The organism is Roseovarius salincola, assembly GCF_026891095.1.
Lineage (GTDB): Bacteria > Pseudomonadota > Alphaproteobacteria > Rhodobacterales > Rhodobacteraceae > Roseovarius > Roseovarius salincola.
Window position 1 is genome coordinate 42384 of sequence record NZ_JAPTNL010000016.1, and the last position, 15333, is coordinate 57716.

The window sequence follows — 15333 nt, forward strand, 5'->3', positions numbered from 1 at the left end:
GCGCGGATCACGCGATCAGTGCGAGCGGTCGATCTCGCCCACGGCCAGCACTGGGGAGGCGTCGATCTCCTCGGCGTCAAGCATGGTCGAGACCCGCTCCAGCACCGCGACGATCATCGCCTGTTCCCAGTCATCGAGCGATTCGAACTGCTTGACGTAGCGCTGTTGCAGCGCGTCGGGGGCGGCGTGAACCTTGGCAACGCCCTCGGGCGTGATCTCAAGCCGGGTCTGGCGGCGGTCCTGCTGGGACTGGCGGCGGGTCAGAAGGCCCTTGGCCTCGAGCTTCTTTATCAGCGCCGAAATGGTCGCCTGGGTGACGCCCATGCGCTGTGAAAGCTCGGTCGGGGTGGCATGGCCCTTTTCGGCCACGATCTGAAGCACCCGCAGCTGCACCGCCGTCAGTCCCGCCTCGCGCGCCAGGTTGCGCGAATACATTTCCGTCGCGCGCAGGATACGGCGCAGGGCAATCAGGCTGATATCCGTGCGGTCCACATCGAACTCCGTTCCAGACCGATCCAATCTAGCGGTTTTGTGGAAATCCGCAATCCGTGAAGTAGTTTGCTTGTCTTTACTAACTATCTGTTTCATGATCCTTATATAATGCTAAGGAAAAAAATTAAAATAGGCGCGAAATGACGCATATAGCGCGAAATAGTGCTTAGGTAGTTGAAATCGACGCGCGAACGAATATACTTAGTTCATCAAACAACAAGGGACCAGAAGCCGTGCACTCTATTGAAGGATCAAAACCGAAGATCACCTTTCGCAAGCCCGCTCGCGAAGATGGCTCTGCGATTTGGGACCTGATTTCGTCCTGTCACCCGCTTGACGAGAACTCGATGTATTGCAACCTGATCCAGTGCGATCACTTCCGCGATACCTGCATTCTCGCCGAGATCGACGGAGAGACGGTGGGCTGGATTTCGGCCTATGTTCTGCCCGATGACGAAGAGACGCTTTTCGTCTGGCAGGTCGCCGTATCTGAAAAGGCCCGCGGGCGCGGACTTGGTTCGAAGATGCTCAAGGAACTGGCCAAGCGCGAGGAATGCGAGGGCGTGCGCCGCCTGCAGACCACGATCACCATCGACAATGATGCATCCTGGGCGCTGTTCGGACGGTTCTCGAAGGCGATCGGCGGCAAGCTGAAAAGCCAGCCCTATTTCAAGCGGGACGACCATTTCGACGGCCGCCACGCGACCGAGCACATGGTCACCATCGAATTCGCCGAAGTGCTGAGGCGCGCCGCCTGATCGCCTGCGAAAGCGCGCCAGCCTTCAACTCTCCCAGACAAAGGAAACAGTATGTCGACTGACATGTCAGCCGAACTTGAAATCTTCAATCGCCGTGAATCGGAAGCGCGCAGCTATTGCCGCAGCTTCGAGACGGTGTTCACCAAAGCCAGCGGCGCGGAAATGACCGGCGCCGACGGCAAGACCTATATCGACTTCCTGGCCGGGTGTTCGTCGCTCAACTACGGACACAACGACCCCGACATGAAAGAGGCTCTGATCGCGCATATCGCCGATGACGGCATTGCCCACGGTCTTGATATGTATACGCAAGAAAAGGTCCGCTTTCTGAAGGCCTATGAGGACAATATCCTCAAGCCGCGCGGGATGGACCACAAGGTCATGATGACCGGACCCACCGGCACCAACGCCGTCGAGGCGGCGATGAAGCTGGCCCGCAAGGTCACGGGCCGCCGCAATATCGTGGCCTTCACCAACGGCTTTCATGGCATGACCATGGGCGCGCTGTCGCTGACCGGCAATACCGGCAAGCGTGGCGGCGCTGGCGGCGGTTCGCTGTCGGACGTGACCCATATGCCGTTCGAGGGCGCCTTTGGCGACGATACCGATACGCTGGCCTATCTCGAGATGATGCTCGACAATTCATCGTCCGGCATCGACGCTCCTGCCGCGTTCATCTTTGAACCCGTGCAGGGCGAGGGTGGCCTGAATGCCGCGTCGGATGAGTGGATGCGCGGCGTTGCCCGCATCGCCAAGAAGCATGGCGCGCTGCTGATCGTCGACGACATCCAGTCGGGCTGCGGACGCACCGGCACATATTTTTCTTTCGAGTCGGCGGGCATCGTGCCCGACATGATCACCCAGGCGAAATCGCTGTCTGGCTTCGGCCTGCCCTTTGCGGCGCTGCTTATCAAGCGCGAGCATGACATCTGGAAGCCCGCCGAACATAACGGCACCTTCCGCGGCAATACCCATGCATTCGTCACGGGCCGCGTCGCACTTGAGAAGTTCTGGGCCGATGACGGTTTTCAGAACGACGTGCAGCACAAGTCTGCTATCCTCACCAGCGGATTGCAGGCCATCGCCGAGATCGTGCCGGGTGCGCGCCTCAAGGGCCGCGGCATGATGCAGGGTGTCGATGTGGGCGCCGGCGAGACCGCCAGCGCGATCTGTGCCCGCGCCTTTGAGAAGGGCCTCATCATCGAGACCTCGGGTGCGGATGACGAGGTGGTCAAGGTGCTTGCACCGCTGACAATCCCCGAAGAGACGTTGCGCAAGGGCCTGAACATCCTGCTGGATGCCGCCCGCGACGTGACGGTGCAGACCAAAGTGGCAGCGGAGTAACACGATGATTGTAAGAGATTTCGACAATGTGGTGAAGGACGGCAACTCGGTCTCGGACGCGAACTGGACATCCGTGCGGATGCTCCTGGCCGATGACGGGATGGGGTTTTCGTTCCACATCACCTTCCTTGAAGCAGGCAGTGAGCACACGTTCGAATACAAGAACCATTTCGAAAGCGTCTACTGCATTCAGGGCAAGGGCTCGATTACCGATCTCAAGACGGGTGAGACCCACCCGATCAAGCCGGGCACCATGTATGCCCTGAACGAACATGACCGCCACACGCTGCGCGCCGAAGAAGAACTGGTCATGGCCTGCGTGTTCAACCCGCCCGTCACCGGCCGGGAAGTTCACCAGGAAGACGGATCTTATGCGGCGCCCGAAGACGTGGCCTGAAACCAGAGGCGCTCCTCGGCGCAAGCCCGGGAGTGAACATTGATGACCCATCACGCTAACCATACCGTCGAAAAGATTGGCGGAACCTCGATGTCGCGGCTCGACGAACTGGTGGATACCCTGTTCAAGCGCGGCGACGAGGCGCGGATCTATGACCGGATCTTCGTTGTCTCGGCTTTCGGCGGCATTACCAACCTGCTGCTCGAGCACAAGAAGTCCGGCGAAGCCGGCGTCTATGCCTGCTTTGCCAATGACGAGGACGATCACGGCTGGATGGACGCGCTGTCCAAGGTCGCCGACCGCATGCGCGAAGCGCACCGCGGGGTCTTGGAGCATGCCGCCGATCTGAGCGATGCGGACGATTTCGTGCGCGACCGGATCGACGGTGTGCGCAACTGCCTGATCGACTTGCAGCGGCTGTGTTCCTACGGGCATTTCCGCCTGAGCCAGCATATGATGCTGACACGCGAATTGCTGTCGGGCCTGGGTGAATCCCATTCGGCCTATGTGACCACGCTGGCGCTGCGCCGGGTGGGCATCAATGCCCGTTTCGTGGATCTGTCGGGCTGGCGCGACGAGCGCGAGATGACCCTTGACGAACGTATCCGCGACGGGCTGGACGATGTGGACCTGTCCGAGGAACTGCCCATCGTCACCGGCTATGCGCAATGCGCCGAAGGGCTGATGGCAGAATTCGACCGCGGGTATTCCGAGGTGACCTTCAGCCGGATCGCCGCCCTGACGCATGCGCGCGAGGCGATCATCCACAAGGAGTTCCACCTGTCCTCGGCCGATCCCAAGCTGGTCAAGGGCGAGGTGCGCAAGCTGGGTCACACCAATTACGACGTGGCCGACCAACTGTCGAACATGGGGATGGAGGCGATCCACCCCAAGGCGGCCAAGACCCTGCGTCAGGCCGATGTGGCCCTGCGCGTCACCAACGCCTTCGAGCCGCACGACCCCGGCACCCTGATTGACGATCAGCCCGCCGAATCCCCGGCGGCCGAGATCGTCACCGGTCTCGATGTGCATGCGCTCGAGCTGTTCGAGCAGGACATGGTCGGCGTGAAGGGCTACGACGCGCGCATCCTCGAACTGCTGACGCGGCACGGGATCAGGATCGTGTCGAAGACCTCGAACGCCAATACGATCACGCATTACGTCGACGCCCCCCTGCGCGAGCTGCGCAAGGTCGAGACGGACCTCAACAAGGTCTATCCAAGCGCCGAGCTGACGATCCAGCCGCTGGCCATCGCATCGGTTATCGGGCGCGATCTGAAGGGGTTGAACACCCTGGGCCGTGGGCTCAAGGCGCTGGCCGAGGCGGATGTCGAGGTACTGGCCGCGCAACAGACGACCCGCTCGGTCGACGTTCAGTTCGTGATTCCACGCGAATCGCTGGCGGCTTCAATCGGAGCGCTGCACGGCGCACTCCTGCCTGCCACGGATGTGGCAGAGTTGAAGCCGAAAAAGAAGGCCGCCTGAGAGCGACCTGAAATCAAGAAATACCAGTGACTTGCCCCGTCTGGCCCTCCCTTGGCCCGGCGGGGTTTCTTTTTGGGCGCGGACATTTCCGGGGGGAATTGGCATCATGACCGGGTGATGCACGACGCGCTGCCATATCTTGATCTGAGCGACCCGGCACTATCGACGCGCGGCCCCGAAATGCGCGCCGCGCGCGCCGCGCATTGGTGCGCTGCCACCCCTTACGGGCTGGCGGTGCTGCGCTATCATGCGGTGGGGCATATCCTGCGCGACCGGCGCTTCCGACAGGGCAGTCATAACTGGCCCGCCACCCTGGGGATCGAAGGGCGTTTCGCCGATTTCTGGCGCCAGTCGATGATCGGGCAGGAGGGCGCGGCACATAAGCGGTTGCGCGCGCTGGCGGTGCCCGCCTTATCCCAGACCCATGTCGAAAGCCTGATCCCCGCCTTCGATGCCATCGCCGCCGATCTTTGCGCGCAGCTTCGCGAAAGCGACCATTGCGAGTTTCAGCAGACCTTCAGCACACCCTTTGCCGGACAGGCGATCACCACGCTACTGGGGATGGCGCGCGCTGACTGGCCGCAGGTGGCGCATGACGCCTCGGAACTGGGGCTGGCGATGGGCATCACCGCCAAGACCTACGAGGCGCGGTTCAATGCCGCCTGCGGGCGGCTCTTCGATCTGGCGGGTGATCTTGTGATGCGCGTGCGGCGCGGGCAGGACCGCGAAAGCTATGTCGCGCGGATGGTCGCCGCCTTCGATGCCAATGGGGATTGCAGCCATGAGGAATTGCTCAACACCATCGTGATTTCGATCTTCGGCGGGGTCGACACGACCCGCGCATTGCTGGGGCTCGGGCTGTCGCTGTTCATCGAGAACCCGGCGCAGTGGCAGGCGTTACGCGCTGATGCCGCCCTGGTCCCGGCGGCGATAGAAGAGATCATCCGCACCCGCCCCACGACCACATGGGCCACAAGACAGGCTGTCGAGGATGTCGAGATCGACGGGATGACTATCGAGGCGGGCACCGTGCTGCATCTGCTGGTGCATGCCTCGGCGCGCGATCCGGCGGTCTGTGACGATCCCGCCTTTGACATCACGGCGCGACGGCGGCGGCATTTCGGCTTTGGCGGCGGGGCGCATCATTGCATCGGCCATTACGTGGCGCGCACCGATATTGCCGCAGCGCTGCGCGCCTTGCGCCGGACCTTTGAACGTGTCGCCTATGACGGCACGCCCGAATGGATGCCCGATAGCGGCAATACCGGCGCGCTCAGCCTGCCGATCCGATATCGTGCAGCCAAGGGCTGAATATCCCGGCGTTCAGTCGCGCGCGAGATCCTGAAGGATCGGGCAATCGGGCCGGTTGTCGCCCGCGCATTCATGCACCAGATGGGTCAGCGTGTCGCGCATCGAGCGCAGCTGCGCCAGCTTTTCTTCGATCCGGTCCAGATGGTCTTGCGCGACACGTTTCACATCGGCGCTGGCGCGCGCATCATCCTCATAGAGCGCCAGAAGGGTGCGGCAATCCTCGATCGAGAAGCCAAGCGCGCGCGCCCGTCCCAGAAAGGCCAGCTTGTGCACGTCGCTGTCCGCAAAGGCGCGATAGCCATTGGCGTCGCGCGCAGGGCGGATCAAGCCGATCTCTTCGTAATAGCGGATCGTCTTGGGCGGCAGGTCGGTGCGCCGCGCCACTTCGGAAATGTTCATGCCGTGCCCCTTTCCATGACCGGCTTGATCCGGCGCAGCCGCAGCGCGTTGCTCAGCACGAAGACCGAACTGAGCGCCATCGCCCCCGCCGCCAGCATCGGCGACAAGAGCATGCCGGTCAGCGGATAAATCACCCCGGCGGCCACCGGAATGAGCGCGGTGTTGTATGCGAAGGCCCAGAACAGGTTCTGGCGGATGTTGCGCATGGTCGCGCGTGACAGGCCTCGCGCGTTCACCACCCCCGCAAGGTCGCCCGAGATCAGCACGATATCCGCCGCCTCGATCGCCACATCGGTGCCGCTGCCCACGGCAATGCCGATATCGGCCTCGGCCAGCGCAGGGGCGTCGTTGATGCCGTCACCCACGAAAGCGACGGTGCCATGGCGTTCACGCAGCGCGCCAAGGGCCGCGACCTTGCCATCGGGGAGGACTTCGGACTCGACATGGTCGATGCCAAGTTGCCCGGCGATGGCCTTGGCGGTGGCGTGGCTGTCGCCGGTGATCATCGCGGTCTCGATGCCCTGCGCGTGAAGCGCGTCGATCACCTTGCGGCTGGTCTTCTTGATCGGGTCGGCCACCGCGAGGATTGCCGCAAGCTGCCCGTCGATGGCGGCGAAAACCGGGGTCTCGCCGCGTGCGCCCATCTCGGCGGCGCGCCCGGCGAGCGCCCCGGTGTCGATGCCTTCGCGCTCCATCAGGCGCCTGGCGCCGATCAGAAGGTCATGGCCATCAGTGCGCGCGCCAAGGCCAAAGCCGCTGATCGCGCGAAAGCCTTCGGGTTGGGGCAGGGCGAGGCCGCGCTCATGGGCGGCGGCCTCGATGGCGCGGGCGATGGGGTGTTCGGACTGTCCTTCGACGGCGGCGACAAGGCGCAGCATGTCATCCTCGTCCCAATCCCCCGCAAGGGTCACGCCGGTCAGGCGCGGGCGACCTTCGGTGAGCGTGCCGGTCTTGTCGAAGGCGACGACGCGCGCCTCGTCCAGCCGTTGCAGCGCATCGCCCTTGCGCAGCAGCACGCCCATTTCGGCGCCGCGTCCGGTGCCCACCATGATCGAGGTGGGCGTGGCAAGCCCCATGGCGCAAGGGCAGGCGACGATCAGCACCGACACCCCGGCCACAAGCGCGAAGCTCAGCGCCGGGTCCGGCCCGAACACGAGCCAGGCGGCGATGGTCGCCAGCGCCGTGGCGATCACGGCGGGCACGAAGATGCGCACCACACGATCCGCCAGCGACTGGATCGGCAGCTTGGCGCCCTGCGCCTGTTCCACCATCGCGATGATCTGCGACAGCATCGTGTCGCGCCCCACCTTGGTGGCGCGGAACGACAGCGCGCCGTCACCGTTGATCGTACCGCCGATCACCACATCGCCGGGCTTTTTCGCGACCGGTACGGGCTCGCCCGAGACCATGCTCTCATCGACATAGGAGTCGCCGCTTATCACCTCGCCATCGACGGCGATCTTTTCGCCGGGGCGCACATGCACGACATCGCCGACCCCAAGCGCGTCGATGGATATCTCGGTGATCTCGCCGTTACGCTCGACCCGTGCGCTTTGCGGCTGCAAGCCGACCAGCTTCTGGATTGCCGCGCCGGTGCGCCCCTTGGCGCGCGCCTCGAGCCAACGGCCCAGCAGGATCAGCGTCACGATCACCGCCGCCGCCTCGTAATAGACGGCGCGGGTGCCCTCGGGCAGGAGCGCAGGGGCGAACAGCGCGACCGTCGAAAACACCCAGGCCGCCGAGGTGCCAAGCGCCACAAGGCTGTTCATGTCGGGCGCGCCGCGCAGCAGCGCCGGAAAGCCACGGCTGAAGAAGCCGCGCCCGGGCCAGGCCAGCACCAGTGAAGTCAGTGCGAACTGGATCATCCAGGCGGTCTCGCGCCCGATGCTGCCATGAACCAGATCGCCGAAGCCCGGAATGACATGGCCGCCCATCTCCATGATGAAAACCGGCAGGGTCAGCGCCCCCGCGATCAGCGTCAGGCGGCGGGCATGGTCGGTCTCGGCGGCGTTGCGGTCCGATTGCGTGTCCTGGCCGGTTTCCCCTGCGGGCCGCGCCGGATATCCGATATCCGTGACCGCGCGCGCCAGATCGGCCGCATCATTCGCGCCGCTCAGGTAGCGGATCAGCGCAGTCTGGCTCGCCAGGTTGACGGATGCCTCCAGCACGCCGGGCTGGGCGCGCAACGCGTCCTCGACCCGCCCGGTGCAGGAGGCACAGCTCATGCCGGAAATCTCCAGGGTCGCGCTGGCCTCGCGCGCGGGGTAGTTCGCGGCCTTGAGGGCCGCCGCGATTTCGGCGGCCTCGGTGCCATTGACGGTCATCTGCGCCTGGCCATTGGCGAAATTGACCGAGACCCCGCTGACGCCGGGCAACTGGTCAAGCGCGCGTTCGGCCCGCCCGGCGCAGCCCGCGCAAGAGAGGTTCTCGATTTCGATGTTGAGTGAGCGAGATGTCATGGTGATCCCCTTTCGCATCTCACATAGGGGTTCCAGTCACGGGAAGGTCAAGGGGTGGCGCGAAATTTCTGCCCATGCCGCACCCGGTCGCCGCCGGGAGCCTTTTGCACCTGCCCGCCATGCCGATTCGCCCTTTTCAACAGGCCCGATACGGTCTATACGCGCGGCTTCACGCGGGGTGACAGCCTTGGAGGCACCCCGCCCTAACCTATGGAGAACAACATGGCTGGAGAAATTCCTGATCTTCACGCCCAGGAACGCACGGGGACAGGCAAGGGCGCCGCTCGTGCAGTGCGTCGCGCGCATATGGTTCCGGGCATCGTTTTTGGCGGCGACGTCGATCCGCTTCCGATCCAGATCCCCTATAACGTCCTGATCAAGCGCCTGAAGGACGGGCGGTTCAAATCGACCCTGTTCAATCTCAAGGTCGATGGTCATGACGATGTGCGCGTGATCTGCCGCGACGTGCAGCGCGACGTGGTCAAGGACCTGCCGACGCATCTGGACCTGATGCGCCTGCGCCGGACGACGAAGATCAATCTTTTCATCCCCGTCGAGTTCGTCGGCGAGGAAGAGGCCCCCGGCATCAAGAAGGGTGGCGTCGTGACCGTCGTGCGCAACGAGATCGAACTGATCGTCACCGCCGGTGACATCCCCGAGAAGATCACTGTCGATCTGTCGGGGCTCGATATCGGCGACACGATCACGATCAGCCAGGTGGAACTGCCCTCGGGTGCCAAGCCGACCATCGACCGCGATTTCATGATTTGCAACGTGTCGGCCCCGTCCGCCCTCAAATCTGCTGAAGACGAGGACGAGGACGGCGAAGAGTCAGCCGAGGTTCCGACCGTCGGCGAGGACGAAGCCTCCGAAGACGGCGAAAGCTGAAGCCTTCCTCACCGGATCGAAAATCAGAAAAGCGGGGCCGCATGCGCGCCTCGCTTTTTTTGTCGTGACAGAAGTTGGAACCTTTGCGCGACGCGTGACAATGGCGGGCGTGAAGCCGGCCTGTGCATTTCCTGCGCCCTGGCGAATGAACGGCCCGGTGAATCAAGAGCGCCGCCTTGGCGAAATGCGATGGAAGCGGGGATCTTAAATCAGATTCAACTCTTTTGCCCGCGTGACTGCGTTCGCCCTGTTGCGCGCGTCCAGTTCCACACAGATCTTGCGCATGTATGATTTCACCGTAACTTCCGAACGCTTCAGAAACCGTGCGATTTCCTTGTTGGTTCTGCCATCAGCGACCATTTGGATGATGATGAGTTCGACATCATCGAGCGCTGCGCACTTCGTGGTATGCCCATTCGAGGCCTCTTGACGGTCAAAGCGGACAAAAACCTCACCTGACGCGACAAGCCGTATCGTGCTTTCCAGCGAGACAAGCGGAAGGTCCTTTGGAACCATCCCTTTGCATCCGATGTCGAGGGCAGCCTGCAGTTCCACCTGCCTTGACCTCCCGGAGAAAATCACGACGTTGCCGCCCTTGTTCAACTTGACGACGCGTTCCACGCTTAACATGCCTTGCATATCCGACATGAAAAGGTCCAACATGACAACATCGAATGAGCCGGAAGCAGCCAGTATTTCTTCGGCTTCTTTGAGAGAGTGGCAGCCGGTGACGGAAAACCCGTCAATCGTTGACAGCACAGTGACCACCGCATCGCACACCAGTTGGTGATCATCAACGACCAGAACCGAAATAGCTTCACTCATCGTATTCTCCTGACGTAGTTGGATACCAATTTCACTCTGAAGATACTCGTGACGCGCTTGGAGGTTATGGACCTTACGATTGCAGCGGCAAGGTGCCGCTTGGAGTTTTTCAAGTATCTTTCGGGTATTCAGAATGCTCTTTGGAGGTAAGGCGCCTCAAAGGGCGATTCTTGATCTGGATCATGTCGAATCTGCGCAGCGCGCAGCGCGGAGCTTGGGGTTGAAGCAGCGCGGAGCTTGGGGTTGAAATGTTTGGCTGATGCCTTGGGTGTCTGTCGACGAAGCGCCGAATGAATGCGTGGTTCGGTGGCGTGGATGGCCTCGTGACGGATCAAGATACCTTTGCGAGATCGTCCGAAGGGGAACCCCCGCAGCACGTCGATCGAAGCGCCAGGGTCAGGCAGGCGGTTCGCATGGTCCGGATGTGATTCAACTGCCTGTAAAAAAACTATGCGCTGAAACTTTAGTATACCGCATATGCAATAGTTCATCGCAACGCTCCTTTTCACAAGCCAAGAACCCAACGCGCCACCATATGGTCGGATGCGCCGTTCATGACTTTGCCCCCATGGTTAACATTGGCCCTCCGATGAAGCCGTTCGTACCTGCCTGGAGTCCATAGAATGCCATTGAATTTTCCCAGTCTGTCCCGTGTGATTCCTTCCCGCTCGTCTGACCCTTTTGATATCGAGGACTTTGATATCGAGGATATGTACACCGAGTTCGACAACGAGCAGGACGACGCCGAGCTATCGAGGCAACCCCAATTGGCAGATCGCCTCTTTGACGAGTATGACCGGCGCTATGCGACTGCCATGCAGGCAAAGGCTTCGTTAGAGTTCTTTGACAACAAGCTCGCGATCATCTTTTCGTCGTCGCACGGCGAGGCGGGTAAGCTTGCCGACATGCTCGAAGATTTCTTCGGGTTAGGTGTCTTGCAGGTCCATGAGCCGACCTTCTACTACGAGTGGCTCTATCGCTATGCTGGCGTTACCGACTTGATCCTCCTCGATGTCGGCAGTTTCTCGGACAAGAATGTTCTCTCGAGGTTCCTGACAATCGTTCGCGAGGTCAACGAAGAGGTGCCCGTGCTGGCAATCGGAGAGGGGATTGAAAAAAACGGCGACAAAGATGGCATATCGGTCAATTGCGACATATCGCTTGCGTCGCCAGTCACGCTGGATGACTTGTGCCGTGGCGTGAAGGTCGCCGCTGACATCATAGTCAACGGACGCTCAAGATAGTTGCAACCCGCAACCGCCCTGCCATCATGAGGCATAAGAACTTCGCCGCTTGACCACGGCTTAAAGCTGCACGGCTCAGCCCAGATACAGAAATTCCGGGACACCCCGGAAAAGCAACTTCGGGCCATAACCTCCCGGTATCTGGCCGCGGTCAGATCGTGCCATTGGTCCCGTCATGTCCCGCGCAGTCTGCGCATCGCCAGAATACGCCCGCGCGAGGGGCCGGGGTCGTAAGTCATGCCCGATGCGGACAGGCAGTCGACAATCCGCTTGATCACCGTGTCGGGGTAGCGCCCGGGATGCAGCTCCATCATCACCATGCGCACATAATCGGGCCAGGGCGCGTCGAACAGGTGTTCTTCTGCGCCTTCGATATCCATGATCACCAGATGCGGGCGGTGGTCCTGCAACAGATCGCCGATCCCCAGGCATGGCACCTCGGCCACATTGCCGGGTTTCGAAGTCTCGGTCGCTATATGCGCGCCCCAGAACGCCTTGTCATGGGCGAATCCGATGGTCTCGCCGGGTTTCGCCGCGCGCGTCACCGCACCATGCAACAGAGTGACCCCGCCCTGGCCGTTCAACTCGAGATTGGTGCGGATCACCGGCAGCATGTCGGGATTGGCCTCGACGGTGACGACGTTCCCGGCCCCCGTGACGTTTGCGCAAAGCGTGGCGATATAGCCAAGCCCCGATCCCAGTTCCAGCACCCGGTGGCGGGGCCGCAACCGCATCAACGCCGCGCGCGCCTCATGCGCCTCATAGGCGCCCGACGATAGTTTGTCGGCGATCCTTTCGGTCAGCTTGGCCTCAGGCACCACCAGACGAACCCCATTCACCTCATACTCGGCCATTCACTGCCCTCGATCGTTGATTCCGCCGCCCATGCGGCTTAGACCAGCATCACCAAAGATGGGAGCCGCGGCAATGCTACTGTTTGTGGGCCTGGGGAATCCCGGCGCCAAATACGCCGGAAACCGGCATAATATCGGCTTCATGGCGCTGGACCGGATCGCCGGGGATCACGGCTTTGGCCCCTGGAAGGCAAAATTCCAGGGCGCATTCTGCGAAGGGCGGCTGGGCGGCGAACGTGTGCTGCTGCTCAAGCCCATGACCTTCATGAACCTCAGCGGCCAGTCGGTGGGCGAGGCGATGCGTTTCTACAAGCTCGCGCCTGAGGACGTGACGGTATTTCACGACGAACTCGACCTTGCCCCCGGCAAGGTGCGGGTCAAGACCGGCGGCGGCCATGCCGGTCACAACGGGTTGCGATCGCTTCATCAGCATATCGGCGAGACCTACCGCCGCGTGCGCCTGGGCATCGGGCATCCGGGCCGCAAGGAGATGGTGTCGCAGTACGTTTTGCAGGATTTCGCCAAGGCCGACGCCGATTGGCTGGATGACCTGATGCGCGGCATTTCCGATGGTGCGGGTGATCTGGCGGATGACCGCAAGGACCGGTTTCTGAACGCCATCGCGCAGCGCATGGCGTCCGCCAGTTCCGCCGCCCCGCAAAAGCCGCGTGAACGAGCAGCTCCACCCGCTGATCAACCCGGCAAAGCCACCGACGCGACCCCGGCAAAAGCGCCCGACAAGGCGCCCGAGGAAGACTCGCGCAGCCCGCTGCAAAAGCTGGTCGACAGGTTTCGCTGATCCAGCCCCACGCAGCGTCACGCTGGACGTTTCGAAGGCGGGATGCTTTGCTGAGCGAAGGGCTGGGGATGAAGTACAGATGAAGACAATCCTGGGATGGGCGATCCGCATCGGGCTGATGGCGCTTCTGGCGGCGCTGGTGCTGGCACTCTGGAAACGCGAGGAGATCGCCCGCCTCTGGGCCGTGAACACTCTGTTCGATGAATCCCGCATCGTCGCCAATTTCTCGCATATGGACCGCGCTTTCCTGACCGTGCCCCTCGCGCGGGGTGATGCGCCTGTCTCGACGCTGCCTCAAGGCGCGGCCATGACCCTGCCCGAAGAGGTGGCGGCATGGATCGAGGCGCGCAGTGTGACCTCGCTTCTCGTCCTGCATGACGGGCGCGTGGTGCATAAAAGCTATCATCAGGGCACCAAGCCCGAGGATCTGCGGATCAGCTGGTCGATGGCGAAAAGCTATCTTTCCGCGCTTTTCGGCATTCTGGTCGAGGAAGGCGCGATTGCCTCACTGGAAGATCCGGTGACCGAGTACGCGCCCGCCCTCGCGGGCAGCGCATATGACGGGGCCAGCATCCGCAACGTCTTGCAGATGACCAGCGGCGTGACCTTCGACGAGGATTATCTTGACTACCATTCCGACATCAACCGCATGGGCCGGGTGCTGGCGCTGGGCGGTTCGATGGACGGTTTCGCCGCCGGGCTGAGCGCACGCGAAGCAGAACCGGGCGCGCGCTGGAAATATGTGTCGATCGACACCCATGTTCTGGGGATGGTGCTGCGCGGCGCCACCGGGCGCGATATTCCCGCGCTCTTGTCGGAAAAGGTGATCGCGCCGCTGGGGCTCGAGGCATCGCCATATTATCTGAGCGATGGCGAGGGCGTCGCTTTCGTGCTGGGCGGGCTCAACATGCGCAGCCGCGATTACGCGCGCTTTGGCCTCATGTTCGAACAGATGGGCGAATATCAGGGCCAACAGGTCGTGCCGCGCGACTAGGCCGCCGCATCGACACGCGCCAGCGCACCGACACGGCCTGACGCGATCGGCTATGGCTATCAGTGGTGGGTGCCGCGCGGCGCGCATCCCGGCGAGTTCCTGGCACGTGGCATTTACGGCCAGTATATCTATATTGACCAGGTGGCCGACGCGGTGATCGTCGTCACCGGAGCTGACCGCGATTTCCGCAACGAGGGCGTGCATCAATCCAATGTCGCGATGATGCGCCGCATCAGGGACGCGCTGTGACGGGTTGATTGCCGCCCGGATGCGTTATCTGATGACGGTGACGGACAACAGACAGAAAGGTGCGGTGCTTCATGGGTTTCATCGCGATGAACCGCTTTCAGGTGCGCCACGGATTCGAGGAACAGTTCGAAACCATGTGGGCCGAACGCGAAAGCCGTCTTGCCGAGGTCGCGGGCTTTCGCGAATTCCGCCTGCTGCGCGGGCCTGACGGCGACGGGTTTCGCCTCTATTCCAGCCACGTGCTCTGGGACAGCCGCGCCGCTTTCGAGGCCTGGACCACTTCACAGCAATTCCGCGATGCCCACAAGGATGCGGGCCGTGCTTCCACCCGCGAGGCGCTGCTCGGGCCGCCCAGTTTCGAGGGTTTCGAGACGGTATTGCGCGAGGGATGATTTTCCGCGCGAGAATGCTATGCTTCCCAAAGGAAGAAAAGGGCGCGCGATGATCGAGAAGGATGACAGCATCAATGTTCTGGGCGGCAGTCTGGAACCCTGCTCGGACGAGCCGTTGACAGGGTTCTTCCGCGATGGACACTGCAATACCTGCGCCGAGGACAGGGGCAGCCACACGGTCTGCGCGTTGATGACCGCCGAGTTTCTCGCCTATTCCAAATATGTCGGTAACGACCTCAGCACACCGCGCCCCGAATTCGGCTTTGGCGGGCTGGAACCCGGCGACCGCTGGTGCCTCTGTGCGGCGCGTTTCCTTCAGGCCCATGACGAAGGCTGCGCGCCACGGGTGCGCCTTGGGGCAACGCACCGCCGGGCACTTGAAATCGTGCCGCTGGAGGTGCTTCGGGAACACGCCAAAGACCTGAACTGAATCGCGCCGCGCG

General features: G+C 62.3%; 15 protein-coding genes and 1 pseudogene. 11 read left to right on the forward strand and 5 right to left on the reverse strand.

Features of this window, described 5'->3' with window-relative positions; genetic code table 11:
• Window positions 1-15: 15 nt before the first annotated feature.
• Window positions 16-492: a MarR family winged helix-turn-helix transcriptional regulator gene (locus N5A93_RS15530; RefSeq protein ID WP_268956013.1), complete on the reverse strand. Its 477-nt coding sequence runs from the start codon at window positions 490-492 to the stop codon at window positions 16-18.
• 233 nt (window positions 493-725) lie between these two features.
• Between N5A93_RS15530 and ectA the strand changes: the two genes are divergently transcribed.
• From ectA to N5A93_RS15555, 5 genes are all read left to right on the forward strand, one after another.
• A complete protein-coding gene (gene ectA, locus N5A93_RS15535) occupies window positions 726-1250 on the forward strand; it encodes a diaminobutyrate acetyltransferase (protein WP_268956014.1) in 525 nt (174 codons plus the stop codon).
• Window positions 1251-1301: 51 nt separating this feature from the next.
• Complete coding sequence (gene ectB / locus N5A93_RS15540) at window positions 1302-2594, forward strand: diaminobutyrate--2-oxoglutarate transaminase (protein WP_268956015.1); 1293 nt, start codon at window positions 1302-1304, stop codon at window positions 2592-2594.
• A gap of 4 nt (window positions 2595-2598) precedes the next feature.
• Entirely contained in the window at window positions 2599-2991 is a 393-nt protein-coding gene (locus N5A93_RS15545) for an ectoine synthase (RefSeq protein WP_268956016.1), read from the forward strand.
• A gap of 42 nt (window positions 2992-3033) precedes the next feature.
• A complete protein-coding gene (locus tag N5A93_RS15550; RefSeq protein ID WP_268956017.1) occupies window positions 3034-4476 on the forward strand; it encodes an aspartate kinase in 1443 nt (480 codons plus the stop codon).
• Between the two features lie 117 nt (window positions 4477-4593).
• Window positions 4594-5787: a cytochrome P450 gene (locus tag N5A93_RS15555; RefSeq protein WP_268956018.1), complete on the forward strand. Its 1194-nt coding sequence runs from the start codon at window positions 4594-4596 to the stop codon at window positions 5785-5787.
• Window positions 5788-5799: 12 nt separating this feature from the next.
• Here the strand turns inward: N5A93_RS15555 and cueR are convergent, their stop codons facing one another.
• Both cueR and N5A93_RS15565 read right to left on the reverse strand, forming a co-directional pair.
• Entirely contained in the window at window positions 5800-6186 is a 387-nt protein-coding gene (gene cueR, locus N5A93_RS15560; RefSeq protein WP_268956019.1) for a Cu(I)-responsive transcriptional regulator, read from the reverse strand.
• Window positions 6183-8645: a heavy metal translocating P-type ATPase gene (locus N5A93_RS15565; protein WP_268956020.1), complete on the reverse strand. Its 2463-nt coding sequence runs from the start codon at window positions 8643-8645 to the stop codon at window positions 6183-6185. Before N5A93_RS15565 ends, cueR begins: the two co-directional genes overlap by 4 nt.
• A 222-nt stretch (window positions 8646-8867) precedes the next feature.
• Between N5A93_RS15565 and N5A93_RS15570 the strand changes: the two genes are divergently transcribed.
• A complete protein-coding gene (locus N5A93_RS15570) occupies window positions 8868-9533 on the forward strand; it encodes a 50S ribosomal protein L25/general stress protein Ctc (RefSeq protein ID WP_268956021.1) in 666 nt (221 codons plus the stop codon).
• Between the two features lie 204 nt (window positions 9534-9737).
• Here the strand turns inward: N5A93_RS15570 and N5A93_RS15575 are convergent, their stop codons facing one another.
• Window positions 9738-10358, reverse strand: coding sequence for a response regulator transcription factor (locus tag N5A93_RS15575; protein WP_268956022.1), 621 nt, complete (start codon window positions 10356-10358; stop codon window positions 9738-9740).
• A 623-nt stretch (window positions 10359-10981) separates the two neighbouring features.
• Between N5A93_RS15575 and N5A93_RS15580 the strand changes: the two genes are divergently transcribed.
• On the forward strand, window positions 10982-11602 hold the full coding sequence (locus N5A93_RS15580; RefSeq protein WP_268956023.1) for a hypothetical protein: 621 nt from the start codon (window positions 10982-10984) through the stop codon (window positions 11600-11602).
• Window positions 11603-11775: 173 nt separating this feature from the next.
• Here the strand turns inward: N5A93_RS15580 and N5A93_RS15585 are convergent, their stop codons facing one another.
• Window positions 11776-12456: an FkbM family methyltransferase gene (locus N5A93_RS15585; protein WP_268956024.1), complete on the reverse strand. Its 681-nt coding sequence runs from the start codon at window positions 12454-12456 to the stop codon at window positions 11776-11778.
• 73 nt (window positions 12457-12529) lie between these two features.
• Between N5A93_RS15585 and pth the strand changes: the two genes are divergently transcribed.
• The 4 genes and pseudogenes from pth to N5A93_RS15605 all read left to right on the forward strand — a co-directional run bounded on the left by pth (window position 12530) and on the right by N5A93_RS15605 (window position 15320).
• On the forward strand, window positions 12530-13255 hold the full coding sequence (pth, locus tag N5A93_RS15590; protein ID WP_268956025.1) for an aminoacyl-tRNA hydrolase: 726 nt from the start codon (window positions 12530-12532) through the stop codon (window positions 13253-13255).
• A gap of 79 nt (window positions 13256-13334) precedes the next feature.
• Window positions 13335-14498: pseudogene (locus N5A93_RS15595) on the forward strand (serine hydrolase domain-containing protein).
• Between the two features lie 71 nt (window positions 14499-14569).
• Complete coding sequence (gene hmuQ, locus N5A93_RS15600) at window positions 14570-14890, forward strand: heme-degrading protein HmuQ (RefSeq protein ID WP_268956026.1); 321 nt, start codon at window positions 14570-14572, stop codon at window positions 14888-14890.
• A gap of 49 nt (window positions 14891-14939) precedes the next feature.
• Window positions 14940-15320, forward strand: a complete 381-nt coding sequence (locus N5A93_RS15605) for a DUF2237 family protein (protein WP_268956027.1) — start codon at window positions 14940-14942, stop codon at window positions 15318-15320.
• Window positions 15321-15333: the final 13 nt, after the last annotated feature.